26 protein-coding genes are annotated in these 21,669 nt (G+C 74.6%); 11 read left to right on the top strand and 15 right to left on the bottom strand.

Features of this window, described 5'->3' with window-relative positions; all coding sequences use genetic code 11:
• Nucleotides 1-27 precede the first annotated feature (27 nt).
• Together E1212_RS00820 and E1212_RS00815 are read right to left on the bottom strand one after the other, a co-directional pair.
• Nucleotides 28-768, bottom strand: a complete 741-nt coding sequence (locus E1212_RS00820; RefSeq protein ID WP_131977646.1) for an ABC transporter permease — start codon at nucleotides 766-768, stop codon at nucleotides 28-30.
• On the bottom strand, nucleotides 765-1,466 hold the full coding sequence (locus tag E1212_RS00815) for an ABC transporter ATP-binding protein (RefSeq protein WP_131977643.1): 702 nt from the start codon (nucleotides 1,464-1,466) through the stop codon (nucleotides 765-767). Before E1212_RS00815 ends, E1212_RS00820 begins: the two co-directional genes overlap by 4 nt.
• 99 nt (nucleotides 1,467-1,565) lie before the next feature.
• Here E1212_RS00815 and E1212_RS00810 point away from each other — a divergent pair, with 99 nt between their 5' ends.
• A complete protein-coding gene (locus E1212_RS00810; RefSeq protein ID WP_131977640.1) occupies nucleotides 1,566-2,423 on the top strand; it encodes a sensor histidine kinase in 858 nt (285 codons plus the stop codon).
• A complete protein-coding gene (locus E1212_RS00805; protein WP_131977637.1) occupies nucleotides 2,420-3,103 on the top strand; it encodes a response regulator in 684 nt (227 codons plus the stop codon). The genes E1212_RS00810 and E1212_RS00805 overlap by 4 nt, the downstream gene beginning before the upstream one ends.
• Here E1212_RS00805 and paaE read toward each other — a convergent pair.
• The 6 genes from paaE to E1212_RS00775 form a co-directional block, all read right to left on the bottom strand.
• Complete coding sequence (gene paaE / locus E1212_RS00800) at nucleotides 3,091-4,194, bottom strand: 1,2-phenylacetyl-CoA epoxidase subunit PaaE (RefSeq protein ID WP_131977634.1); 1,104 nt, start codon at nucleotides 4,192-4,194, stop codon at nucleotides 3,091-3,093. The two genes, E1212_RS00805 and paaE, sit on opposite strands and share 13 nt — an antisense overlap.
• The gene (paaD, locus tag E1212_RS00795) at nucleotides 4,191-4,679 is read right to left on the bottom strand and encodes a 1,2-phenylacetyl-CoA epoxidase subunit PaaD (protein ID WP_238992207.1); all 489 of its coding nucleotides are present in this window, start codon (nucleotides 4,677-4,679) and stop codon (nucleotides 4,191-4,193) included. The genes paaE and paaD overlap by 4 nt, the downstream gene beginning before the upstream one ends.
• Entirely contained in the window at nucleotides 4,676-5,422 is a 747-nt protein-coding gene (gene paaC / locus E1212_RS00790) for a 1,2-phenylacetyl-CoA epoxidase subunit PaaC (protein ID WP_131977631.1), read from the bottom strand. The genes paaD and paaC overlap by 4 nt, the downstream gene beginning before the upstream one ends.
• The gene (gene paaB / locus E1212_RS00785; RefSeq protein ID WP_131977628.1) at nucleotides 5,419-5,706 is read right to left on the bottom strand and encodes a 1,2-phenylacetyl-CoA epoxidase subunit PaaB; all 288 of its coding nucleotides are present in this window, start codon (nucleotides 5,704-5,706) and stop codon (nucleotides 5,419-5,421) included. The genes paaC and paaB overlap by 4 nt, the downstream gene beginning before the upstream one ends.
• On the bottom strand, nucleotides 5,703-6,665 hold the full coding sequence (paaA, locus tag E1212_RS00780; protein ID WP_131977625.1) for a 1,2-phenylacetyl-CoA epoxidase subunit PaaA: 963 nt from the start codon (nucleotides 6,663-6,665) through the stop codon (nucleotides 5,703-5,705). The genes paaB and paaA overlap by 4 nt, the downstream gene beginning before the upstream one ends.
• A gap of 88 nt (nucleotides 6,666-6,753) precedes the next feature.
• Nucleotides 6,754-7,662, bottom strand: coding sequence for a hypothetical protein (locus E1212_RS00775; protein WP_131977622.1), 909 nt, complete (start codon nucleotides 7,660-7,662; stop codon nucleotides 6,754-6,756).
• Between the two features lie 400 nt (nucleotides 7,663-8,062).
• Here E1212_RS00775 and E1212_RS00770 point away from each other — a divergent pair, with 400 nt between their 5' ends.
• Genes E1212_RS00770 through E1212_RS00760 form a run of 3 tightly spaced genes read left to right on the top strand, consistent with a single transcriptional unit; the run spans nucleotide 8,063 to nucleotide 10,509 of the window.
• Nucleotides 8,063-9,247, top strand: a complete 1,185-nt coding sequence (locus E1212_RS00770) for a nitric oxide synthase oxygenase (protein WP_203416095.1) — start codon at nucleotides 8,063-8,065, stop codon at nucleotides 9,245-9,247.
• A 57-nt stretch (nucleotides 9,248-9,304) separates the two neighbouring features.
• The gene (locus E1212_RS00765; RefSeq protein ID WP_131977618.1) at nucleotides 9,305-9,877 is read left to right on the top strand and encodes a GNAT family N-acetyltransferase; all 573 of its coding nucleotides are present in this window, start codon (nucleotides 9,305-9,307) and stop codon (nucleotides 9,875-9,877) included.
• A complete protein-coding gene (locus E1212_RS00760; protein WP_131977615.1) occupies nucleotides 9,874-10,509 on the top strand; it encodes a DUF2461 domain-containing protein in 636 nt (211 codons plus the stop codon). Before E1212_RS00765 ends, E1212_RS00760 begins: the two co-directional genes overlap by 4 nt.
• Nucleotide 10,510: 1 nt before the next feature.
• Here the strand turns inward: E1212_RS00760 and E1212_RS00755 are convergent, their stop codons facing one another.
• Nucleotides 10,511-11,095, bottom strand: coding sequence for an ASCH domain-containing protein (locus E1212_RS00755; protein ID WP_131977612.1), 585 nt, complete (start codon nucleotides 11,093-11,095; stop codon nucleotides 10,511-10,513).
• A gap of 71 nt (nucleotides 11,096-11,166) precedes the next feature.
• Here E1212_RS00755 and E1212_RS00750 point away from each other — a divergent pair, with 71 nt between their 5' ends.
• The 3 genes from E1212_RS00750 to E1212_RS00740 are packed head-to-tail and all read left to right on the top strand — an operon-like array spanning nucleotide 11,167 to nucleotide 12,488.
• Nucleotides 11,167-11,853: an AzlC family ABC transporter permease gene (locus E1212_RS00750; protein WP_131977609.1), complete on the top strand. Its 687-nt coding sequence runs from the start codon at nucleotides 11,167-11,169 to the stop codon at nucleotides 11,851-11,853.
• The gene (locus E1212_RS00745; RefSeq protein ID WP_131977606.1) at nucleotides 11,850-12,161 is read left to right on the top strand and encodes an AzlD domain-containing protein; all 312 of its coding nucleotides are present in this window, start codon (nucleotides 11,850-11,852) and stop codon (nucleotides 12,159-12,161) included. The genes E1212_RS00750 and E1212_RS00745 overlap by 4 nt, the downstream gene beginning before the upstream one ends.
• Nucleotides 12,162-12,170: 9 nt before the next feature.
• The gene (locus E1212_RS00740; protein WP_131977603.1) at nucleotides 12,171-12,488 is read left to right on the top strand and encodes an NIPSNAP family protein; all 318 of its coding nucleotides are present in this window, start codon (nucleotides 12,171-12,173) and stop codon (nucleotides 12,486-12,488) included.
• Here E1212_RS00740 and E1212_RS00735 read toward each other — a convergent pair.
• The 5 genes from E1212_RS00735 to E1212_RS00715 form a co-directional block, all read right to left on the bottom strand.
• Nucleotides 12,454-12,771, bottom strand: a complete 318-nt coding sequence (locus E1212_RS00735) for a hypothetical protein (RefSeq protein WP_131977600.1) — start codon at nucleotides 12,769-12,771, stop codon at nucleotides 12,454-12,456. The two genes, E1212_RS00740 and E1212_RS00735, sit on opposite strands and share 35 nt — an antisense overlap.
• A gap of 67 nt (nucleotides 12,772-12,838) precedes the next feature.
• Complete coding sequence (gene ggt / locus E1212_RS00730; RefSeq protein WP_131977597.1) at nucleotides 12,839-14,671, bottom strand: gamma-glutamyltransferase; 1,833 nt, start codon at nucleotides 14,669-14,671, stop codon at nucleotides 12,839-12,841.
• Nucleotides 14,672-15,002: 331 nt separating this feature from the next.
• Complete coding sequence (locus tag E1212_RS00725) at nucleotides 15,003-15,449, bottom strand: hypothetical protein (protein WP_238992206.1); 447 nt, start codon at nucleotides 15,447-15,449, stop codon at nucleotides 15,003-15,005.
• A gap of 401 nt (nucleotides 15,450-15,850) precedes the next feature.
• Nucleotides 15,851-16,591: a 4-hydroxy-tetrahydrodipicolinate reductase gene (dapB, locus tag E1212_RS00720; RefSeq protein WP_131977594.1), complete on the bottom strand. Its 741-nt coding sequence runs from the start codon at nucleotides 16,589-16,591 to the stop codon at nucleotides 15,851-15,853.
• Between the two features lie 26 nt (nucleotides 16,592-16,617).
• A complete protein-coding gene (locus tag E1212_RS00715; protein WP_131977591.1) occupies nucleotides 16,618-17,799 on the bottom strand; it encodes a hypothetical protein in 1,182 nt (393 codons plus the stop codon).
• Nucleotides 17,800-18,038: 239 nt separating this feature from the next.
• On the opposite strand from E1212_RS00715, the gene E1212_RS00710 reads away from it, so the two are divergent.
• On the top strand, nucleotides 18,039-18,836 hold the full coding sequence (locus E1212_RS00710; protein ID WP_131977588.1) for a hypothetical protein: 798 nt from the start codon (nucleotides 18,039-18,041) through the stop codon (nucleotides 18,834-18,836).
• Here E1212_RS00710 and E1212_RS00705 read toward each other — a convergent pair.
• Entirely contained in the window at nucleotides 18,833-20,167 is a 1,335-nt protein-coding gene (locus E1212_RS00705) for an MFS transporter (RefSeq protein WP_131977586.1), read from the bottom strand. The genes E1212_RS00710 and E1212_RS00705 overlap by 4 nt on opposite strands.
• Nucleotides 20,168-20,219: 52 nt before the next feature.
• Here E1212_RS00705 and E1212_RS00700 point away from each other — a divergent pair, with 52 nt between their 5' ends.
• Entirely contained in the window at nucleotides 20,220-21,188 is a 969-nt protein-coding gene (locus tag E1212_RS00700; RefSeq protein WP_131977583.1) for a GlxA family transcriptional regulator, read from the top strand.
• 13 nt (nucleotides 21,189-21,201) lie between these two features.
• Nucleotides 21,202-21,663, top strand: a complete 462-nt coding sequence (locus E1212_RS00695) for a tRNA (cytidine(34)-2'-O)-methyltransferase (RefSeq protein WP_131977580.1) — start codon at nucleotides 21,202-21,204, stop codon at nucleotides 21,661-21,663.
• The last annotated feature ends 6 nt before the right edge of the window (nucleotides 21,664-21,669 follow it).

Genomic DNA, 21,669 nt, shown 5'->3' with positions numbered 1-21,669 from the left:
GGGCGCCCTCCGCGAGCCGCGCAGCCGTCAGGCGTCGCGGCGGACCAGCACGACGGCGGCGACGGCGAGCAGCGCGGCCGTCCATGCGGCCATGACCAGCCCACCGGCGACCGGCGCCAGCGCGTCGTCGATCGCGAGCCGGTCCTCACCGGCGACCATCCGCATGCCGGCCAGGTCCGGCAGGTACCGCGCGAGCGGGGTCACCTGGTACAGCAGGAACGACACCGACACCACCGAGCCGTTCGCGACCAGCACCACCAGCGGAACGACGCCGCTGCGAGCGAACACGGTGATCGCCAGCGCGATCAGCGCCGTGAGGACGGCGTAGACGCCGCCACCGACGGCGCGGCCCAGCACGCCGTCCGCATCCGGCCCGGGGCCGGCGACCAGGCGAGCGGCGAGCAGCGCGGCCGGGAACGCGGCGGCCGCCGCGGCCGCGACCAGGACGGCGACCACCGCGGCCTTCGCCGCCAGGACGGCGGGACGCCGTGGCATCGCGGCGAAGGTACTGGCGATCTGCCGGCCGCCGCCGTACTCGCTGCTGACGGCGACGACGCCCAGCACGATCGCGCCGACCATGACCAGCGGCTCCGCGGCGAGCGCCGCCTCCGCCGCCGAGCCGCGCGGATTCTGCGACGCGGTGAGCGCGGCCAGCGCGACCGGACCCAGCACGGCCACGACCAGCGCGCCCAGCGTGGCGGGCAGGGTGAGCACCTTGCGCAGCTCGGCGGCGACGGCGTCGACGGCGCCGGCGACAGCAGCGGTCACGACGCACCGCCCGTCAGCGCGAAGAACGCGTCCTCCAGCGTCGGGTGCCCGGCGGTGACCGCGTCCAGCGGCCCGGCGGCGACGACCTGCCCGGCGGCGATCACGACCAGGTCGTCGGCCAGCTCCGCGACCTCGGTCATGAGGTGACTGGACAGCAGCACCGTCCCGCCGGCCTCGGCGTGCGAGCGCAGCAGCCGGCGGATCCACCGGATGCCCTCCGGGTCCAGCCCGTTCACCGGCTCGTCCAGCACGAGCGCCCGCGGCTTGCCGAGCAGCGCGGCGGCCAGGCCGAGCCGCTGCCCCATCCCGAGCGACAGCCGCCCGGCCCGCACCCGCGCCGCGTCGGTCAGGCCGACCTGTTCCAGCACCTCGCCGACCCGGCGGCGCGGGATGCCGTTGCTGCGGGCCACCCAGGCCAGGTGCTGGCGGGCCGAGCGGGACCGGTGCGCTCCCGAGCCGTCCAGCACCGAGCCGATCACGCCCAGCGGCCGCCGCAACGCGAGGTAGGGACGGCCGTCCACCAGCGCCCGGCCCGACGTCGGCCGGTCCAGCCCGAGGAGGATCCGCAGCGTCGAGGACTTGCCGGCGCCGTTCGGACCGAGGAAGGCGGTCACCCGGCCCGGCTCGGCCCGGAACGTCACGCCGGAGAGCACCTCGCGGGCGCCGCGGCGTTTCACCACATCGTCGAAAGTGAGCATGCGCCCATGTCAGCCGAGCACAGCCGGGTTGTCATCGGGCCACGGTCGCTCGGACCGTGGTCCGATGTGCGACCCGGCCGTCGTCCCTAGACTCGCGGCATGGAGACCGGCCGGCCGACCTGGCGCTCGCGGGCCTGGCCGGTGGCGTGGGCGACACTCGTGCTCCTGGTCGCGGCGCTCATGACCATCGGCGTCCGGGGATCGACGGCGCAGGTGCTTCCGCTGGTCGTCGTCGGCATCGCGGTGCTGGTGACGGGGTGGGCCGTGCTGCGCACCCGGCGCGAGCGCCGCGCCCACGAGGACCGGCTGGCGGCGTGGGCCGGCGAGCGGGCGGCCCAGGCCGAGCGGCTGCGCATCGCCGCCGACCTGCACGATCTCGTGTCGCACGGGCTGGGCCTCATCACCGTCCGGGCCGCCGTCGCCGCCAGGCTGACCGGGCCGGAGGGGCCGGCGGAGCAGACGAGCGCGCTGGCCGACATCGAGGCCGTCGGCCGCGAGACCACCACCGAGCTGCGCCGCATGCTGAGCGTCCTGCGCGCCCCCGGATCCGACGCGGCGCTCCGGCCGGCGGCATCGCTCGCCGACCTGCCCGACGTCGTCGCGGCGGCACGCGGCGTCGGCCTCGACGCGACCCTCGACGCCGCGGCCGGGCTCGGCGCCGTCTCATCGGGAGTGCAGCTGACGGTGTGCGCGGTCGTCCGCGAGGCGCTGAGCAACACCGCGCGGCACGCCGGGCCGACCCGGGCGCGGGTGCGTCTGCGGCGCGACGGCCGGTCGGTCGTCGTGACCGTCGCCGACGCGGGGCCCGCCGGCGGCTGGGAGCCGCGGCCCGGTGCCGGGCAGGGCCTGGCCGGGCTGCGCGAGCGGGTGACGGCGCTCGGCGGCACCCTGGACGCGGGCCCGGACGGACCCGGGTACGCCGTCGTCGCCCGCCTCCCCGACGGGACCGCGGGATGACGCCGTCGCCGGTCCGGGTACTGGTCGCCGACGACCAGCCACTGCTGCGGCACAGTCTGGCGCTGCTGCTCGACGCCGCCCCGGACCTCGCCACCGCCGGCACGGCGGCCACGGGCGACGAAGCGGTCCAGTTGACGCGCGAGCTGCGCCCCGACGTGGTGCTGATGGACATCCGCATGCCCGGCGGCGACGGCATCGAGGCGACGCGGCGCATCACCGCCGACGCCGCACTCGACGCCGTCCGGGTGCTGGTGCTGAGCATGTTCGAGCTCGACGAGTACGTGTACGCCGCGCTGCGGGCCGGCGCCAGCGGCTTCCTGCTCAAGGACGCCCGCCCGGACGAGCTGCTCGACGCGGTCCGGCGCACGCACGCCGGCGAGTCGCTGTTCGCCCCGAGCATCCTCACCCGGCTGGTCGAGCACTACCTCGCCCGGCCGGTCGCGCCGGGCCGTGACCGGCGCCGGCTGGGCACCCTGACCGAGCGCGAGACCGAGGTCCTGTCGCTGGTCGCCGGCGGGCTGTCGAACGACGAGATCGCCGCCGCGCTCACCATCTCGGTCAAGACGGTGAAGTCCCACGTCGGCAGCCTGCTGGCGAAGCTGGCCGCCCGCGACCGCGCCCAGCTGGTCATCGCCGCCTACGAGAACGGCCTGGTCGGCTCCGCGGGTCAGGCGTCGTAGTCGACCTCGAGCGTGGGCGTGGTGGGGTGCGACTGGCAGGTCAGCACGTAGCCGGCCGCGACCTCGTCGTCCTCGAGGGCGTAGCGGCGCTCCATGGTGACGCTGCCGTCCAGGACCTTGGCCCGGCAGGTGCCGCAGACGCCGCCCTTGCAGGCGAACGGGGCGTCGTTGCGGACGCGGAGCACGGCCTCGAGGACGGTCTCGTCGGGGTCGTCGACGGTGACGGCGGTGCGGCGGCCGTCGAGCACCGCGGTGACGGCGCAGGTGACCGCGGCCTGACGTGCCTCCTCGCGGATGGCGGGCGGCGGGTCGCCGACGTGATACAGCTCGGCGTGCACGTGGGCGCGGTCGACGCCGCGGCCGGCCAGCACACCGCGCGCGGTCGTGATCAGCTCGTACGGCCCGCACAGGTACCAGTCGTCGACGGTGCCGGGCGGCAGCAGGGTGTCGAGCAGCCGGTCGAGCCGGTCGCCGTCGAGCCGGCCCGACAGCAGCTCCGTCGACCCCGGCTCGCGCGACAGCACGTGCACCAGCTGCAGCCGGCCGGCGTAGCGGTCCTTGAGGTCGGCCAGCTCGTCGAGGAACATCACCGTCGACGACGTCCGGTTGCCGTACAGCAGCGTGACCCGGCTGTCCGGCTCGGTCGCCAGCGCCGTCGCGACGATCGACAGCACCGGCGTGATGCCGCTGCCGGCCGCGACCATGGCGTAGTGCCTCGCCTGCCCGGGGTGGAACGACGGCGTGAACCGCCCGGCCGGCGTCATGACGTCCAGCTCGTCGCCGGCCGCCAGGGTCGTCAGCGCGTGCGACGAGAACACCCCCGACGGGATCCGCTTCACCGCGATGCGCAGCACGCCGGAGCCGGCCGGCGAGCAGATCGAGTAGCTGCGCCGCACGCCGTCGCCGCCGGGCAGGGCGATGTTGACGTGCTGGCCGGCGGCGAAGTCGTAGTCGTCGGCGAGCTCGGGCGGCACGGCGAACGTGACGGCGACGGCGTCGTCGGTCAGCCGGTCGACGGCGGCGACACGGAGCCGGTGGGTGACGGAGTGCCGCCGCCGCTCCGTGCGGGGCTGGGTGGCAGCCGTCGTCATAGCGGCTTCACGTGGTCGAACGGTTCCTGGCAGGCCCGGCAGACCCACAGCGCCTTGCACGCCGTCGACCCGAACCGGGACAGCTCGCGGGTGTCGGGCGAGCCGCAGTGCGGGCACCGGACGGAGAGGGCGAGCGCCGTGACGGTGCCGCGCGCGGGCCCAGGCGGCGCGATGCCGTACTCCTCGAGCGCCGCGCGGCCCTCGGCCGTGATCCAGTCGGTCGTCCACGCCGGGGCGAGCACCAGCCGCACCTCGGCGCCGTCGACCCCGGCCCCGGCCAGCGCGGCCTCGACGTCGGCCCGGATCGCGTCCATGGCCGGGCAGCCGGAGTAGGTCGGGGTGATGTCGACGGTGACCCGCCCGGTCGCGTCGACGCGGACGTCGCGCAGGATGCCGAGCTGCTCGATCGTCACGACCGGCAGCTCCGGGTCCGGGACGGCGGCGACGGCGGCCCGCACGTCCTCGATGCTCAGGGTCGCGCTCACCAGGTCGCCCCCGGGTGGGTCCGGTGCAGGTGCTGCATCTCGGCGAGCAGGTAGCCGAGGTGCTCGGTGTGCAGGCCGCGGCGGCCACCGCCGCGGGGTGCGGCGCCGGCGGGCGGCTCCAGCCCGGCCTCTGCCAGGACGGTGCCGACGTACGCCGTCCACGGCTCGCGCAGGGTGGCGGGGTCGACCGCGACCCCCTCGGCGACCAGCGCGGGACCGGGGTTGCCGCCGTCGTCGAAGAGCTCGTCGACGTAGGGCCAGACGGTGTCGAGGCCGGCGACCATGCGGCGGCGGCTCTCGTCGGTGCCGTCGCCCAGCCGCAGCACCCACTGGGTGGCGTGGTCGCGGTGGTAGTGCACCTCTTTGACGGCCTTGCCGGCGACGGCGGCCAGCGTGGCGTCGGTGCTGGCGCGCAGCCGGTCGTACAGCTCGTACTGGTAGGCGGCGAAGACCAGCTGCCGGGCCATGGTCTGGGCGAAGTCGCCGTTCGGCAGCTCGACCAGCAGGACGTTGCGGAAGTCGCGGTCGTCGCGCCAGTACGCCAGCGCGTCCTCGTCGCGGCCCGCGCCCTCCAGCTCGCCGGCGTGGGTCAGCAGCGTGCGGGCCTGGCCGAGCAGGTCGAGCGCGATGTTGGCCAGCGCGACGTCCTCCTCGAGCTCCGGCGCGCGGGCGACCCACTCCCCCAGCCGCTGCGCGAGCACGAGCGCGTCGTCGCCGAGCGCCAGCGCGTACTGGTCCTTCACAGGTGCTTCGCCTCCGCCGGCACCTCGTAGAACGTCGGGTGCCGGTAGACCTTGTCGCCCGCGGGGTCGAAGAAGGCGTCCTTCTCGTCCGGGCTGCTGGCGGTGATCTGGTCCGACGGGACGACCCAGATGGACACGCCCTCGCCGCGGCGGGTGTAGACGTCGCGGGCGTTGCGAACGGCCATGGCGGCGTCGGGCGCGTGCAGGCTGCCGACATGCAGGTGCGACAGGCCGCGCCTGGCCCGGACGAAGACCTCCCAGAGCGGCCACTCGGCGCTGGTCACGCTGCCTCCGTCTGCGTCTTGGCCCGCTGCTTGGCCGCGTAGGCGGCGGCCGCCTCGCGCACCCAGGCGCCCTCGGTGTGCGCCGCGACCCGGTGCGCCAGGCGCTGGGCGTTGCAGGGGCCGTCGCCCTTGATGACGCGGAACAGCTCGTCGTAGTCGGGCGCGGTGAAGTCGTAGTGGCCGCGCTCGTCGTTCCAGCGCAGGTCCGGGTCGGGGATCGTGAGCCCGAGGACCTCGGACTGCGGCACCGTCATGTCGACGAAGCGCTGGCGCAGCTCGTCGTTGCTGAAGCGCTTGATGCCCCACCGCATGGACTGCTCGGTGTGGCCGCCGCTGACCTGCTCGCCGGTGTCGGGCGGGCCGAACATGGCCAGGCTCGGGTACCACCAGCGGTCGAGCGCGTCCTGCGCCATCGCCTTCTGCGCCGCGCTGCCGCGGGTCAGCGTCAGCAGCGACTCGAACCCCTGCCGCTGGTGGAACGACTCCTCCTTGCAGATGCGGACCATCGCGCGGGCGTACGGGCCGTAGGAGCAGCGGGTCAGCGGCACCTGGTTGGTGATGGCGGCGCCGTCGACCAGCCAGCCGATGGCGCCGACGTCGGCCCAGGTGAGCGTCGGGTAGTTGAAGATCGACGAGTACTTCTGCCTGCGGGTGTGCAGCAGCTCGAGCAACTGGTCGCGGGACACGCCGAGGGTCTCGGCAGCCGCGTAGAGGTACAGCCCGTGGCCGGCCTCGTCCTGCACCTTGGCCAGCAGGATCGCCTTGCGGCGCAGGCTCGGCGCGCGGCTGATCCAGTTGCCCTCGGGCTGCATGCCGATGATCTCCGAGTGCGCGTGCTGCGCGATCTGCCGGATCAGCGTCTTCCGGTACGCCTCGGGCATGTCGTCGCGCGGCTCGATGCGCCCGTCGGAGTCGACGATCGCGTAGAACGCCGCCTCTCGTTCGTCGGTACCCGCCATGGTTCCAGGCTAGGCCCGGATGTGACACCTGTCCAGCATCCCTGTGTGGTTGGTGTAATACCTCGGCCCCGCTGGGACCGCCGCCGGGTCACGCGAGCGCCGCCAGCCGGTCGACGCCGAGGCCACTGATGAGCAGCCGCTCCTTGCCGTTGCTGAGCAGGTCGCGGGCCCAGCCGACGAACCCGCCGTCGCCGACCTCTTGCGGCTCCCCGCCGCCGAACCGGGCCATGACCTTGAAGCACAGGCCCTCGTAGTAGCCGCGGCCGGTCGCGCGGCCGGGATCGTCGACGGCGCCCTCGATCGCCTCCGCGACCGGCTGGAAGGCCGGATCGAGCACGGTCAGCCGCAGCTCGACGCCGTCGGCCCCCAGCTCGGCGAGGGCCCGGGTGAGGACGGCGAGCTGCCCGGCCAGCGCGGCCCGCTCGAAGCCGCGCCCGCCGCCGTCGCGACCGGCGGTGACCTGAGCGAACAGCGTGAAGTGCGCGAACATGCCGGAGACGTCGACGAACTGCGCCCGCACCACCCGCTGGACGGCGGCGAGCCGGACCACGTCGCGGGGCGCGGCGCCCCGGCGGCGGACGGCGGCCTCGAGCGCCAGCGCGTTGGTGGGGTCGGCGGCGACGTCGGTGCCGCGGGCGGTGGTGACCACCTTGTTCTGGTCGACGGTGGCGAGCACCGAGTGGGTGCCGAGCGGCGCCAGCGGCGCGAGCGCGACGACGTCGGCCGGCTCCGGCTGCGCGGCGACGGCCTCGAGCAGGGCATCCTCGACCCGGCGCAGCGCGCGGAACGGCACCGGCGCCGGGGCGGTGAACCGGTCGCGCCGGTACTGCGCGAGGACGTCGGCCGGCGACAGCGCCGCGGCCCGGCGGCGGGCGAGCTCCAGCTGCAGGGTGGTGAGGTCGGCGCCCGGCAACGCCGTCAGCGCGTCGAGGACGCCGTCGCCGCCGACCCGCCGCAGGACCCGGCCGAGCGCCGCGCGCTGCCCGTGTTCCGTCATGCCTCCACCCTCACCGGACGGACAGCTCCGGTCCACCGAATTTCAGCCGCCGGCCACGCGTCGTCGTCACTGTGCGTGACGACCGTCACCCACGGTGTCTCTGCGACCCGTGAGCCTCTTCTCACGAGCTCACTCATGGTCATATCGCCCGGATTGTCTGGATATGACCCATGAGCTGCGGCGTTGCCGAGGCGATCCGTCGGCGTCCGGTTCCGGCCGACTTCGGCGGGTCCGGACGGATTCGCGCGAACGGCAGACGGCGCCGTCCGCCTTCTGAGATCATCCGTGACGGTGCGTCATTTTCCCGGCAGGATGATCATGTTCGGGGCGATTTGCCGGGAATGTCCGCATCACGCATCGACGGCGAGACGCCACCTGCGACAGCGGAGGAGCTGACCCTGTGACGACCGATGGGACGCACCACCATCCGGGCCTTCCAGACGTTCCGATCCACTCCGTCGATCTCAGCGAAGCCGAGGCGTTCTTCCGGCAGCACGCGGCTGAGAACCCGAACGCCCCCGATCCCGAAGAGCGCTTCAGCGAGGCGCTGGTCGAGTTCGGCCGCCGGGGCACGTTCGGTCACACCACCGAGGAACTGGAGTTCGGCGCACGCGTGGCGTGGCGCAATGCCAACCGCTGCATCGGCCGTCTCTACTGGCGCAGCCTGATCGTCCGCGACCGCCGCAGCGTCCGCAGCGCCGAGGGCGTCGCGGCCGAGTGCGTCGAGCACCTGCGCGTGGCCACCAACGGCGGGCGCATCCGCCCGGTGCTCACCCTGTTCGCCGCGGACCAGCCCGGCCGGCCGGCGCCCCGGCTGCGCAACAGCCAGTTGATCCGCTACGCCGGCTACCAGGGCATGGAGTCGGTCATCGGCGACCCCGGCCAGGCGGAGTTCACCCGCTGGGTCGAGAGCATGGGCTGGTCGGGCAAGGGCACCGACTTCGACGTGCTCCCGCTGGCCATCGAGACCCCCGAGGACGGCGTCCGTCTGTTCGACATCCCCGGCGACGCCGTCCTCGAGGTACCCCTCTCCCACCCGGAGTTCCCCTGGTTCGCCGAGCTGGACCTCAAGTGGCACGCCGTCCCGGCGATCTCCTCGATGCCGCTGCGCATCGGCGGCATCACGTACCCGACGGCGCCGTTCAACGGCTGGTACATGGGGACGGAGATCGGCTCGCGCAACCTCGTCGACGCCGACCGCTACGACCGCATGACGCAGGTGGGCCGCCTCCTCGGCCTCGACGTCGACAACGACCGGTCGCTGTGGAAGGACCGCGTGCTGGTCGAGATCAACCGGGCGGTGCTGCACTCCTTCGACGAGGCCGGCGCGAAGATCGCCGACCACCACCACGAGTCGGAGATGTTCATGCGGTTCGTCGAGAAGGAGGAGCGGGCCGGGCGCGAGGCGCACGCCGAGTGGTCGTGGGTGGTGCCGCCGCTGGCGAGCACGACGTCGCCGGTCTACCACCGCTACTACGACGAGTCGGCGGTGCTGCCCGGCTTCCTGCCCGGCACCGGCTGGACGCCGCCGCAGGACGACGCCGTCCCCGCCGAGTGCCCGCACCACGCACGCACGGGCGCCTGACCATGTGAGTCGCCGGTCCTGCCCGGCCCTCCTGGGGCCGGGCGTATCGTGGGGCGGGTGTCCGAGCCGCCCATCGTCGCCGATCGTTCCGTCCGTCTCGCCTGGGCCGCCGACACCGACGCCATCGGTGCCGTGCAGGCCCGGGCGTGGACGGCGTCCTACGGCTCGCTGCTGCCGCCCGCGCTGCTCGCCGACGTCGACGCCCCGTCGTTCGCCGCCGCCTGGCGCGAGGCCGTCACCCGGCCGCCGTCGGCCCGGCATCGGGTGCTGGTCGCGCTCGAGGCCGGCCGCGTGGTGGGGTTCGCCGCCACCGCGCCGTCCGAGGACCCCGACGCGCAGCCGGCCGACGGCGAGATCGTCGCCTTCCACGTCGACCCCGCCGCGTTCGGCGAGGGCCACGGCTCCCGGCTGCTGGCCGCCGTCGCCGACACCCTGCGCGCCGACGGCTTCACCCGCGCCCGCATCTGGCTGGTCGTGGGCGACGACGCGCTGCGCGGGTTCCTCGAGCCGGCCGGCTGGGCACCCGACTCCGCGCACCGCACGCTCGACCTCACTGGCGACGGGTCGGCGACGCTGCGGCAGGTGCGGCTGCACACGTCGCTGGCCACGGAAGCGGAGGACGCGTCGTGAGCTTCGCAGGCATCCCGGTCGAGGCGCTGGACTTCTACGAGGACCTCGAGAACGACAACACCAAGTCGTTCTGGACCGCGCACAAGCACGTCTACGAGAAGTCCGTCCGCGACCCCATGCGCGCCCTGGCCGACGAGCTCTCCCCCGAGTTCGGCACCGTGCGGTTCTTCCGGCCCTACCGCGACGTCCGGTTCGCCGCCGACAAGACCCCGTACAAGACCCAGCAGGGCTTCACCGCCGGCGGGCACTACGTGCACGTCAGCGCGGCCGGGCTGTTCATCGCCGCCGGCTACTACCAGATGGCGCCGGACCAGGTCGCCCGCTACCGCGTCGCCGTCGACGACTCCCGGCGCGGTGAGGCCCTCGTCGAGATCGTCGAGTCGGTGCGCGACGCCGGCTTCGTGGTCGACGGCGAGGCGCTGAAGACCAAGCCGCGCGGCTACGACGCCGACCATCCGCGCATCGACCTGCTGCGGCAGAAGGCGCTGGTCGGCTGGCGCGACGTCGGCGCCCCCGACTGGCTGCACACGCCGGCGGCGACCGCGCGGGTCGCGGAGGCATGGCGCGAGCTGGCGTCGTTGCGGCAGTGGCTCGACGACCACGTGGGGCCGTCGGACCAGCCGCGGCGCTGAGTCAGCCCTCGGTGGCGTCGAGGTAGGCGCGGCCGCGCGGGGAGATGCGGTAGCCGACGGGGAAGCTCTGCGTCAGGCCGAGGTTCTTCAGCTTGCGCACGTCGAGCTTGAACGGCGCCCGCTCGCGGCCCACCAGGTCGGCGAGGTCGCCGGCGCGGCGCTCCGGGTGCTGCTCGATGATGCGCAGCGTCTCGCGGGTCCAGGCACCGTAGGAGGAGGCGCGGTCGAGGCGGTCCAGCCGCTTGGTGATGGCGTCGATCTCGGCCGCGTCGAGGTCGACGCCCGCGGCCAGCTCGGCGCGCGGATCGGCGTCGGTCGCCGGGTGGAACTCGATGCGGTAGGTCGGGTTGGCGGGGTCGCCGGGGAGATCGGCGAGCAGGCTCGCGGCGTCCGGGTGCCCGGCCGCGCGGGCGTCGTCGTCGCTGATCGCTGCCGGATCGACGACGGTGACGGCGGTGACCTCGATGCGGCCGGCCTGGGTGCGGTACGGGCGGCCGGGCAGCACCTGCTGGCGGGCCCAGCGCCGGAACGCCAGCGTGACCGTGCCGTCGGCGATGCCCGGCCAGAAGCGCTTCTGGAACAGCACGGGGCCAGGGTAGCGGTATCGCCATCCGAACCGACTGCAGCACTGTCGGACCGGATGAGTACTGTCCCCCCATGGGTCAGGAATCGCGGGCCGCGATCCGGCGCGACGCCGCCGCCATGGCCGCCTACGCCGGAGCGTTCGGCGCGTCCTTCGGCGCCGTCTCGGTCGCCTCGGGCCTCACGGTGTGGCAGACCATGGTGCTCAGCCTGGTGATGTTCAGCGGCGCCTCGCAGTTCGCGCTGGTCGGCGTCATCGGCAGCGGCGGGGCCGGGCTGGCCGCCGTCCCGACGGCGCTGCTGCTCGGCGTGCGCAACGCGTTCTACGGCGTCCCGCTGACGCGCATCCTCGGCCGGCGGGCGTTGTCCGGGCCGCGCCGGCTCGTCACGGCGCAACTGGTCATCGACGAGACGACCGCCATGGCCGTCGGGCACGACGAGGAGCCGGCCCAGCGCTATGCGTTCTGGGCCACCGGCGTGCTGCTCTTCCTGCTGTGGAACGCCGGGACGCTGGCGGGCGCGCTGGGCGGGTCCGCGATCGGCGAGCCCGCGACGCTCGGGCTCGACGCGATGATCCCGGCGGCGTTCCTGGCGCTGCTGTGGCCGCGGCTGCGGACGGTGGAGGGGCGGGCGGTGGCGGCGGGCGGTGCGCTGGTGGCGACGGCGCTGATCCCCCTGGTGCCGGCGGGCATTCCCGTGCTCGCGGCCGCGCCCATCGCCGTCGTCGCCGGTCTGCTGCACCGGCGGGAGGCGGCGACATGACGACGGTGTGGGTGGCGGTGGTGGTCGCCTCGCTCGGTTGCTATGCGCTGAAGCTCGCGGGCGTGTCGCTGCCGGCGTCGGTGCTCGAGCGCGACGACGTCCAGCGGGTGGCGACGCTGCTGCCGGTGGCCATGCTGGCCGCACTGGTCGCCGTCGAGCTGTTCGACTCCGCCGGGAGCCTCGGGATCGACCTGCGGCTGCTCGCGGGGGTCGCGGCCGGCGTGGTCGCGCTGATCCTGCGGCAGTCCTTCCTGGTCGTCATCGTCGTCGCCGCGGCCACGACGGCGCTGCTGCGCGCGCTGACGTAGCCTTCGCGCGTGATCACCTGCGTCGTCACCTACACCATCGATCCACGCAAGATCGCCGACTTCGAGCGGTTCGCCCAGCGCTGGCTGTCGCTGGTGAACGAGCACGGCGGGACCCACCACGGGTACTTCCTGCCCTCCGAGGGCGCCAGCGACCAGGCGCTCGCGCTCTTCAGCTTCCCGAGCCTGGCCGCCTACGAGGAGTACCGGACGCTGTTCGGTGTGCACCCGGACTTCGTCGCCGCCGACGCCCTGCGCGACGAGACCGGCTGCGTCCTGCGCTACGAGCGGACGTTCATGCGCCCGCTCCTGCCCCGGGGCGAAGGCTGAGCGGCTGCTCATAGGCGACGAGCAGCACACCGGGAGCATCGGCCTCGGCACCGCGGAGGGCGGCCAGGTCGTCGCCGGCCAGCGCTGCCGGCTGCAGCAGGGTGCACAGGTGCAGTGCGGTGCCGGACGGCGACGGCGCTGGTGGGCCGGCGCGGTAGGTCACCACGTGGTGGCCGAGCCGCTCCTCCAGCCGGCTCCGGGCCACCGCGAGCTCCGGTGTGGGCACGACCAGCTCCGACAGCTCCAGTCGCCCGACGAGGTCGTCCGGTAGTTCCGCGAGCACCGGCAGCGCCCGCCGCAGGTCCGCCAGGTCGGGCGAGCCGGTCGTCGTCGCCGTCGTTGCCGGGAGGTCAGCGCCGCGGACGGAGCACCGCCGCGCTGCCGCCGCCGCGGCGGACCGGTTCGGCGACCGCCTGCAGCTTGTGCTTGCCGAGGAGCTCGATCGCCGTCGCCGCGCCGATCTCGGCCGTCGGCACGAGCGTGTGCCCGTACTGGCCCTCGAGGATCGCGCCGAGCGGGCCGCCGTCGATGGCGGGCTCGGCCGTGGTGTTGACGGCGTTCGGCTGGAACAGGCGCGGCGCGGCCAGTGCCTCGGGCAGGTCCATGCCGAGGTCGATGCGGTTCACCAGCGTCTGCAGGACGGTCCCGATGATCGTCGCGCCGCCGGGGCTGCCGAGCGCGAGCAGCGCGTCGCCGTCGCCGTCGAGCACGATGGTCGGCGCCATGGACGAGCGCGGCCGCTTGTCCGGGCCGGGCAGGTTCGGGTCGGGCGCGCTGCCCTGGGTGGGCGCGAAGTTGAAGTCGGTGAGCTCGTTGTTGAGCAGGAAGCCCCGGCCCGGGACCGCGATGCCGCTGCCGCCGGTCTGCTCGATGGTCAGCGTGTAGGCGACGACGTTGCCCCAGCGGTCGGCCGTCGTCAGGTGCGTCGTCGAGCCCTCGTCGGCGACGGCGGCCGGCTCGGCGGCCGCCGCGCAGCCGCCGTAGTCGCCGTCGGGGACGCCCGGAGCGACCGGTTTCGGCGCGGCCGCGTCGGGATCGAGCAGACAGGCGCGCTCGTCGGCGAACCCCTGCGACAGCAACTCGTCCAGCGGCACGTCGACGGCGTCGGGGTCGCCGACGTAGCGGTTGCGGTCGGCGAAGGCGAGCGCCGTCGCCTCCATGTAGTGGTGCAGCGCCTGTGCCTCGTCCATGGCGGCGAGGTCGAAGTTCTCGAGGATGTTCAGCGCCTCGCCGACGGTCGACCCGCCCGACGATGGCGGCGCCATGCCGTACACCTGCAATCCTCGGTAGTCGACGACGGTCGGGTCGCGCTCGATGACCTCGTAGCCGGCGAGGTCGCCGGTCGTCAGGTCGCCGGGCCGCACGGTGCGCGTCGCGCCGTCGCGCACCGGCGGGTCCTGCACGGTGGCGGCGATGTCGGCGCCGATGGGGCCGTCGTAGAACTCGTCGATGCCGTGCCGGGCGATCTGCCGGTAGGTGTCGGCGAGGTCGGGGTTGGGCAGGACGGTGCCGACGGCGGGCGGCGCGCCACCCGGCAGGTACAGCTCAGCCGACGCCGGGAAGTCGGCGAAGATGGCGGCATTGCCCTCGACCTGCGACCGGAACGTCTGATCGACGACGAACCCGTCCTCGGCCAGCTCGATGGCCGGGCCCAGGTTGCGGGCGAGGCTGCGGCGGCCCCAGCGGTCCAGCGCCTCGTCCCACGTGGCGAGCGTGCCGGGCGTGCCGACGGACAGGCCGCTGACCCGGGCCTCCTGGAACGGCAGCGGCGTCCCTGTCGCCGGGTCGATGAAGCGCTGCTCGGTGGCCGTCGCCGGGGCGCTCTCGCGCCCGTCGAGCGTGCTGACCTCGCCCGATCGCGCGTCGTAATAGACGAAGAACCCGCCGCCGCCGATGCCGGACGAGAACGGCTCGCTGACGCCCAGCGCCGCGGCCGCCGCCACCGCCGCGTCGACGGCGTTCCCGCCGCGGCGCAGCACCTCGATGCCCGCGGCGGTGGCGTCGGGGTCGACGGTGGCGACGGCGCCGCCCGATCCCGTGGCGACGGGCTGCTTGGGCGGCGGATCGCCGTCCGGCCGCCGGTCCTCGGCCGCCTGCGCGGGCGCGAGCAGCCCCACTCCCGCCAGAGCGATCGTCCCGACGAGGGCCACTGCCGCCGTCCGCCTGCTCCGCTGCACACCCATCACCGGTCTCCCTCGACACCCGCCGCCGTGCGATCCCCCTACCTTGCCGAATTTCGATCTCGCTGAGAAGTGATCAGCGCACAGAGGGCGGACCAGTCCGGCCGGCGACGCCGCCCGGCTTCGGGCGGTGGCCCGGACCTGACCCGCGGACCTCACCCGGCCGGGATGCACCCTCATCCGCCGCGACACCACATGCCGGAACCGGCTACGCCCCATACGGTTCTCACCCGGGTGAGGTGCTCCCGCCGCGAGTGTGGTCGCGGTCGACATGTCTCGACAGCCACCGGCGCCCCCTCGGCGCGACGCTGCCGCCCGGCTGAGTGCCGCGCGGTCAGCCGTGCAGGGCGATCGCTCGCCGGGCAGCCTCGCGCGCCCGCGACCGGTCCCCCGCGTCGTCGTAGGCCAGGGCGAGGCGGAACCACACGCGCCAGTCGTCCGGGTCGGCCTCGGCCTCGGCGCGGCGCCGCTCGAACAGCTCGTCGGCGGCACCTCGCTCGGCGCGGCCGCTGGGCCGGCGCGGGAGGTCGTCGACCGGCAGGCCGCCCTCGTCCTCGAGCTCGCGGGCGAGCGCCTGCGTCCGCAGCCCGAACTGCACCGACCGCCACAGCACCCACGCGCCGACGACCGCGATCACCACGACCGCCACCCCGATGCCCGCTCCGGCCGCCGACCCGGACCCGATGAGCAGCGCGCCGCGCCACACCACCAGCACGAGCAGCGCCCCGACCAGGATCGCCATGCCGGCGGCCCACACGCGGTCGCGCCGGTCCGCCCTCACCGGTCCACGCTCGGCTCCGCGCTCACAAGCTCCGCGCTCACAGGCTCCGCCCCCACCGGTCCACGCTCGGCTCCGCGCTCACAAGCTCCGCGCTCGCAAGCTCCACGCTCACAGGCTCCACGCTCACAGGCTCCGCGCTCACAGGCTCCGCGCTCGCAAGCTCCACGCTCACAGGCTCCGCGCTCACAGGCTCCGCGCTCACAGGCTCCGCCCGCACCGGTCCACGCTCGGCTCCGCGCTCACCGGCTCCGCGCTCACCGGCTCCGCGCTCACCGGCTCCGCGCTCACCGGCTCCGCGCTCACCGGCTCCGCGCTCGGCTCCGCGCTCGCAAGCTCCGCGCTCACAAGCTCCGCGCTCGCAAGCTCCGCGCTCACAAGCTCCGCGCTCACAGGCTCCGCGCTCACAGGTCGAGGATCTCGTCGAGCCCGACCGTCAGCCCGGGCCGGTCGACCACGCCGCGCACCCCTGCCAGCACGCCGGGCATGAACGAGGCGCGGTCGAAGGAGTCGTGCCGGATCGTCAGCGTCTCGCCCGGCGACCCGAACAGCACCTCCTCGTGCGCCACGAGCCCGCGCAGCCGGATCGCGTGCACCGGCACCCCGTCGACCCGCGCACCCCGGGCGCCGTCGAGGCCGCTGGCTGTCGCGTCGGGCGCGGGCGGCACGTCGGCGGCCCGGCGGGCCTCGGCGATCACCTCGGCGGTGCGCACCGCCGTCCCGCTGGGCGCGTCGACCTTGTCGGGGTGGTGCAGCTCGATCACCTCGACCGACTCGTAGAACCGGGCCGCCTGAGCGGCGAACCGCATGGTGAGCACGGCCCCGATGGCGAAGTTCGGCGCGATGAGCACACCCACCTTCGGCTGCACGGCCAGCGCCGCCCGGACCTGCTGCATCGACTCGTCGGTCCAGCCGGTGGTGCCGACCACCACGTGCACGCCCTGCTCGACGCAGTGCAGCACGTTGGCGAGCGACGCCCCCGGCACCGTGAACTCGACGGCGACGTCGGCGCCACCGAGGTCGCCGAGGTCGTCGCCCACGTCGAACCGTCCGGCCGGCTCGAGGTCGGCGGCCTCGTCGACCGCCCGGCACACCTGCTGCCCCATGCGACCGGCCGCGCCGATCACCGCAACCCGCAACGTCATGCACCAAGTCTGTCGTATCCCCGCGATCACCTCCCGCCCTGGTCGGCCGCATCTCGAAGCGAGGCTGCCGCGAGCGCGAGGAACCGCTCCCGGTCGAGCCCGTGGGCGGCCGCTGCGAACGACCGCCACATCTCGGCATACGACGGCCCCACGAGGCGCCGCCCCACCTCGGCCTCGACCGCCGGGTCGGCCAGGGCCACGGCGGCGTGGTGGGCGTAGACCGGTGTGGAGCCCGGGTCGATCGCGTGCATCGCGACGAGCGACTGCACGAGGGCGAACAGCTCGGCCGCCACGCGGTCGAGGCCCTGGTCCATCAGCAGCCGCACGCCCGCCGCCGGTTCCCCGTCGAGGTCAGGCGGAGGCGGCAGGTGTTCGGCGCCGGACCGGGCCGCCGCCCCGAGCGCGCCGCCCCACTCGGTGAGGTCGTGCGTGTCCTCTTCGATCAGGTGTTCCAGCCGCCGGGCGGCGGGCTCGTCGACCACGAGCGGCGCACTCGCGAAGATCGTCGCCGGTGTGCCGGGCGCACCTGGGACGTCGAGCAGCCGGCCGTACACCGGCGAGCCCGGCGCCGTGCCCACCGCCTCACCGAGGTGTCGCACGACCCGCTGCTCCCCCGCGGACCGGTCGCGGACCCGCAGCTCGACGCCCGTGACCTCGCCCAGCTCGTACACGCGCCCCGGCGCCATCGCCCAGCCGCGGCCGCCCCCGGCCCGCCGCTCCAGCTCGGGCGCGACCCGCACCAGGAACAGCTCCAGCAGCAGCTCGTCGAAGAGCAGGGAGTCGGCGACCGTGCGCGACACCGTGATCTGCCGGGCCCGCAGGCGCCAAGGCAGGGCAGGGTCGTTCGGCGCCCCGAGGTCGCCCGCGCCGGCGCGGATCTCACGCTCGATGCGGGCCGCCAAGGGGCTCGGGACGCCGGCCACCCAGCGTTGCGCGGCGGCGACGGCGAACCGGGCCCACTGCCACGGCTCGGCGCGCTCGCCGAGCGTCACCAGCTCGGCCAGCTGTCTCTCCCAGCCGCTGCCGCGTCGATGCGGAGTTCTCCGCAGGTGCGCGAGCGCGGTCTCGAGATCGCCGTCCTGCTCGGCGACCATCGCCGCCATGAGGTGGTCGCGGTGGCGATCGGTGAAGAGGATCGGGCTCGCGTCGCGGTGACTGTGGGCGGCCCGCCGCTTGGCGCGGCGCTTGTCTGCGCGTGTCTTCGTCATGCCTCGACACTGCTCCGCCGGCCGGTCCGCGTCACGATCGATTCCCCAGAATGTGGACAACTCGGCGAACTCGTGCCGGCTGTGGACGACGCCCGGCGGGCCCGGCGGCGACACCGTCCGGGCAAGCGGTCCACCCACTCGGGCAACCGCTCTGAGCTGCGCGCACCGCCTGCGGGCAAGTTCCCGGGCAAGGGTCGTTCGCGACCTTGGGGGCGTCCCACCCCGGAGGGAGCCACCCCGTGTCCGCAGCCATCCCCGTCACGTCGCAGCCCGCCATCGCGGCCACCACCACCGCCGCCACCACCGCCGCCGCCACTGCTACGGCCGCCGGCCCGGCGCGACGCAGCGACGACAGTCTCGTCGGGCAGCTGAACGCCGAGTGGGCACGGCTCTGCGCCGACCCCTCGTCCGCCCGCGCCGTCGCCCGCTGGCGGCTCCCCTCCGTCGCCGCGCCGGCCGACCTCGAGCTCGCGGTCCGCGGCGACGCCGACGGCATCCTCCTCGCCTTGCTCCGCCAGGGCCGCAACGGCGACGCGCTGGCGCTGCGATCGGTGTTCCAGCTCATGCTCGGCAAGGCGGTCCGCATCGCCGCCACCCACGCCGGCCGCGACTCACGCCCTGCCCTCGAACAGGCCGCCGTCACCGCGCTCTGGACCGTCGTCGCGAGCTACCCGGTCGCCCGGCGACCGGTGAAGGTCGCGGCCAACATCGCCATGGACACCCTCCGCCTCACGGTCGACGAGCTCGCGCACCAGCGGCACGAGACCCCGGCCGGCCACGAGCACCTGCACCCGGCCGCCAGCGCGGGGTCCCCGCCCGACCTCGAGCTGTTCGAACTGCTCGCCTGGGCGGTCGGCAACGGCACGGTCACCCACGAGGAGGCCACGCTCCTGGTCGACATCTACGCGCCACCCGCGGGCCGGCAGGGCGGCAAGGCCGCCGCCGAACGCCACGGGCTCACCTGGGCGGCCGCCCGCCAGCGGGCCAGCCGCGCCACCCGCCGCATCGCCGACGCCGTCCGCGCCGACGTCCCCTAGGTTCCCACCGCGGCACCGGCACCGGCGCCCGCGCCGACGCCTCGCCGGATCGCCAGTGCCATCGCGGCCGCCATGGCGCACAGGGCGCCGGCGCCGATCCAGGCGATGTCGTAGCTGCCGTACGCGTCCCTCGTGAGCCCCGCCCCGAAAGCGACCAGCGCGGCGCCGATCTGGTGCGACGCCAGCACCCAGCCGAACACGATCGGGCCGGAGGCGCCGAAGTGCTCGCGGCACAGCGCGATCGTCGGCGGCACCGTCGCGACCCAGTCGAGGCCGTAGAAGACGATGAAGAACAGCATCGGCGGGTGCACCGTGTCGGCCAGCAGCAACGGCAGCACCATGAGCGACACCCCGCGCAGCGCGTAGTACACGCCGAGCAGCAGCCGCGGGTCGAACCGGTCGGTGAGCCAGCCCGACGCGACCGTGCCGACCAGGTCGAAGATCCCGATCACCGCCAACAGCCCCGCGGCCGTCGTCACCGGCATGCCGTGGTCGTGCGCGGCCGGGACGAAGTGCGTCCCCACCAGCCCGTTGGTCGAGGCGCCGCAGATCGCGAACGTCCCGGCCAGCAGCCAGAACGCCTTCGTCCGCGCCGCCGACGTCAGTGCGCCGATCGCGCGCCGCCCGGCACCCGTCCCCGAACCCGGCGGCGGCGACGCGGGCGTGTCCAGCGGAGCGCCGTACGCCCGCAGGCCCACGTCCTCGGGACGGTCGCGCAGCAGGAACCACACCAGCGGCACCGCGGCCAGCGCCACCGCCGTCACGACCAGCGACGCCGGCCGCCAGCCGCGATCCTGGACCAGCACCGCCAGCAGCGGCAGGAAGACCAGCTGGCCGGTCGCCGTCCCGGCCGTCAGGATGCCCGACACCAGGCCCCGCCGCGCGACGAACCAGCGGTCGGTGACGGTGGCGACGAACGCCAGCGCCATCGACCCGGTCCCCAGGCCGACCAGCAGGCCCCAGCACAGCACCAGCTGCCAGCTCGCCGTCATGAACACCGTCAGCCCGCTGCCGGCCGCGACCAGCGACAGCGCCAGCGACACGACCCGGCGCATGCCGAACCGCTCCATCAGCGCCGCCGCGAACGGCGAGGTCAGCCCGTACAGCATGATGTTGACGGAGATCGCGAACGAGATGGTCCCGTGCGACCAGCCGAACTCCTCGCGGAACGGCTCGATCATCACGCTCGGCGTGGCCCGGAACGCCGCCGCGCCGACCAGCGCGACGAAGGCCACCAGCGCCACCCACCAGGCGCGGTGGATCCGGCCCACCCGGCGCGGCGACGACGGGCGAGCCGGCACAGTCTGCGTCACCCGACGATCCTCGGGCATCGCCCGCACCCCCACCAGTGGCCGGACAGCCACCATATGAAAGAATCCGGCCATGACGGCAGGACCCCATCGCGTGGTCGTGCTCGCCCGGGACGGCGTCATCCCGTTCGAGCTGGCCATCCCGGCGCGCATCTTCGGCGCGGCCCGGACGACCGACGGCCGGTCGCTGTACGAGGTGCACACCTGTGGTCTCGCCCGCGGCACCGTGCGCACCGACGCCGACTTCGACGTCGTCGTCCCGCACGGCCCCGAGGCGCTCGCGCACGCCGACACCGTCGTCGTCCCCGCGTCGTACGAGACCACCAGCGTCTCGCGCGACGGCACCCTCCCCGACGACCTCGCGGCGGCGTTCGCGCAGATCACGCCGGGCACCCGCATCGTCTCCATCTGCACCGGCGCGTTCGCGCTGGCCGCGGCCGGGCTGCTCGACGGCCGCCCGGCGGCCACGCACTGGCGCAGCGTCGACCGCTTCGCCGAGCTGTTCCCGCAGGTGAAGCTCGATCCTGACGTGCTCTTCATCGACGACGGCGACATCCTCACCTCCGCGGGGGTGGCGGCCGGCGTCGACCTGTGCCTGCACATCGTCCGCCGCGACTTCGGCACCGCCGTCGCCAACCGCGCCGCTCGCCGCTGCGTCGTCCCGCCGTGGCGCGACGGCGGCCAGGCCCAGTACGTCGACCGGCCGGTCCCCGAGCCCGACGCGCTGACCACGGCCGACGCCCGCAGCTGGGCGGTCGCGCACCTCGACGAGCCGCTGACGCTGCACGACCTCGCGTCGCGGCAGTCGATGAGCGTGCGCACGTTCACCCGCCGGTTCCGCCAGGAGCTCGGCGTCAGCCCCGGCCAGTGGCTCATCCAGCAGCGGGTCGACCGCGCCCGGCACCTGCTCGAGGACAGCGACCTCACCGTCGACGAGGTCGCCCGCCGCTGCGGCTTCGGCACGACCGCCTCGATGCGCCAGCACCTGCGCGCGAGCTTGGGCGTGTCGCCGTCGGGCTACCGCCGCACGTTCCGGACGTGAGATCGTCCCCAGCGTGTTCCACGTCGTCTTCTACGAGCCGCGCATCCCGCCGAACACCGGCAACGCGATCCGCATGGTCGCGGCCACCGGCGCCCACCTGCACCTGATCCGCCCGCTCGGCTTCGACCTCGACGACGCCAAGCTGCGCCGCGCCGGCCTCGACTACCACGACCTCGCGAACGTGACGGTGCACGACGACCTCGCCGCCGCCTGGGCGGCGCTGCGGCCGGACCGGGTGTTCGCGTTCGCCACCAGCGGCACCACCCGGCACAGCGACATCGCCTACCGCCCCGGCGACGTGCTGCTGTTCGGTCCGGAGCCGACCGGGCTGCCGCCGTCGGTGCTGGCCGACCCGCTGGTCACCGACCGCGTCCGCATCCCCATGCTGGCCGGGCGGCGCTCGCTCAACCTCTCGAACTCCGCCGCCGTCGCCGTCTACGAGGCCTGGCGCCAGCACGACTACCGCGGCGTCTGAGTCGGC

Source organism: Jiangella ureilytica (assembly GCF_004348545.1).
GTDB classification, from domain to species: Bacteria; Actinomycetota; Actinomycetes; order Jiangellales; family Jiangellaceae; genus Jiangella; species Jiangella ureilytica.
Note: the sequence above shows the minus strand (reverse complement) of the source record. Positions and strands in the feature narration are given on the sequence as shown.

Excerpts from the sequence above, each read along its gene's own strand:
- E1212_RS00815 (WP_131977643.1), bottom strand. The coding sequence starts at position 1,466 with ATGCTCACTTTCGACGATGTGGTGAAACGCCGCGGCGCCCGCGAGGTG.
- E1212_RS00810 (WP_131977640.1), top strand. The coding sequence starts at position 1,566 with ATGGAGACCGGCCGGCCGACCTGGCGCTCGCGGGCCTGGCCGGTGGCG.
- E1212_RS00805 (WP_131977637.1), top strand. The coding sequence starts at position 2,420 with ATGACGCCGTCGCCGGTCCGGGTACTGGTCGCCGACGACCAGCCACTG.
- paaE (WP_131977634.1), bottom strand. The coding sequence starts at position 4,194 with ATGACGACGGCTGCCACCCAGCCCCGCACGGAGCGGCGGCGGCACTCC.
- paaA (WP_131977625.1), bottom strand. The coding sequence starts at position 6,665 with ATGGCGGGTACCGACGAACGAGAGGCGGCGTTCTACGCGATCGTCGAC.
- E1212_RS00775 (WP_131977622.1), bottom strand. The coding sequence starts at position 7,662 with ATGACGGAACACGGGCAGCGCGCGGCGCTCGGCCGGGTCCTGCGGCGG.
- E1212_RS00750 (WP_131977609.1), top strand. The coding sequence starts at position 11,167 with ATGGGTCAGGAATCGCGGGCCGCGATCCGGCGCGACGCCGCCGCCATG.
- E1212_RS00745 (WP_131977606.1), top strand. The coding sequence starts at position 11,850 with ATGACGACGGTGTGGGTGGCGGTGGTGGTCGCCTCGCTCGGTTGCTAT.
- ggt (WP_131977597.1), bottom strand. The coding sequence starts at position 14,671 with ATGGGTGTGCAGCGGAGCAGGCGGACGGCGGCAGTGGCCCTCGTCGGG.
- dapB (WP_131977594.1), bottom strand. The coding sequence starts at position 16,591 with ATGACGTTGCGGGTTGCGGTGATCGGCGCGGCCGGTCGCATGGGGCAG.
- E1212_RS00715 (WP_131977591.1), bottom strand. The coding sequence starts at position 17,799 with ATGACGAAGACACGCGCAGACAAGCGCCGCGCCAAGCGGCGGGCCGCC.
- E1212_RS00705 (WP_131977586.1), bottom strand. The coding sequence starts at position 20,167 with ATGCCCGAGGATCGTCGGGTGACGCAGACTGTGCCGGCTCGCCCGTCG.
- E1212_RS00700 (WP_131977583.1), top strand. The coding sequence starts at position 20,220 with ATGACGGCAGGACCCCATCGCGTGGTCGTGCTCGCCCGGGACGGCGTC.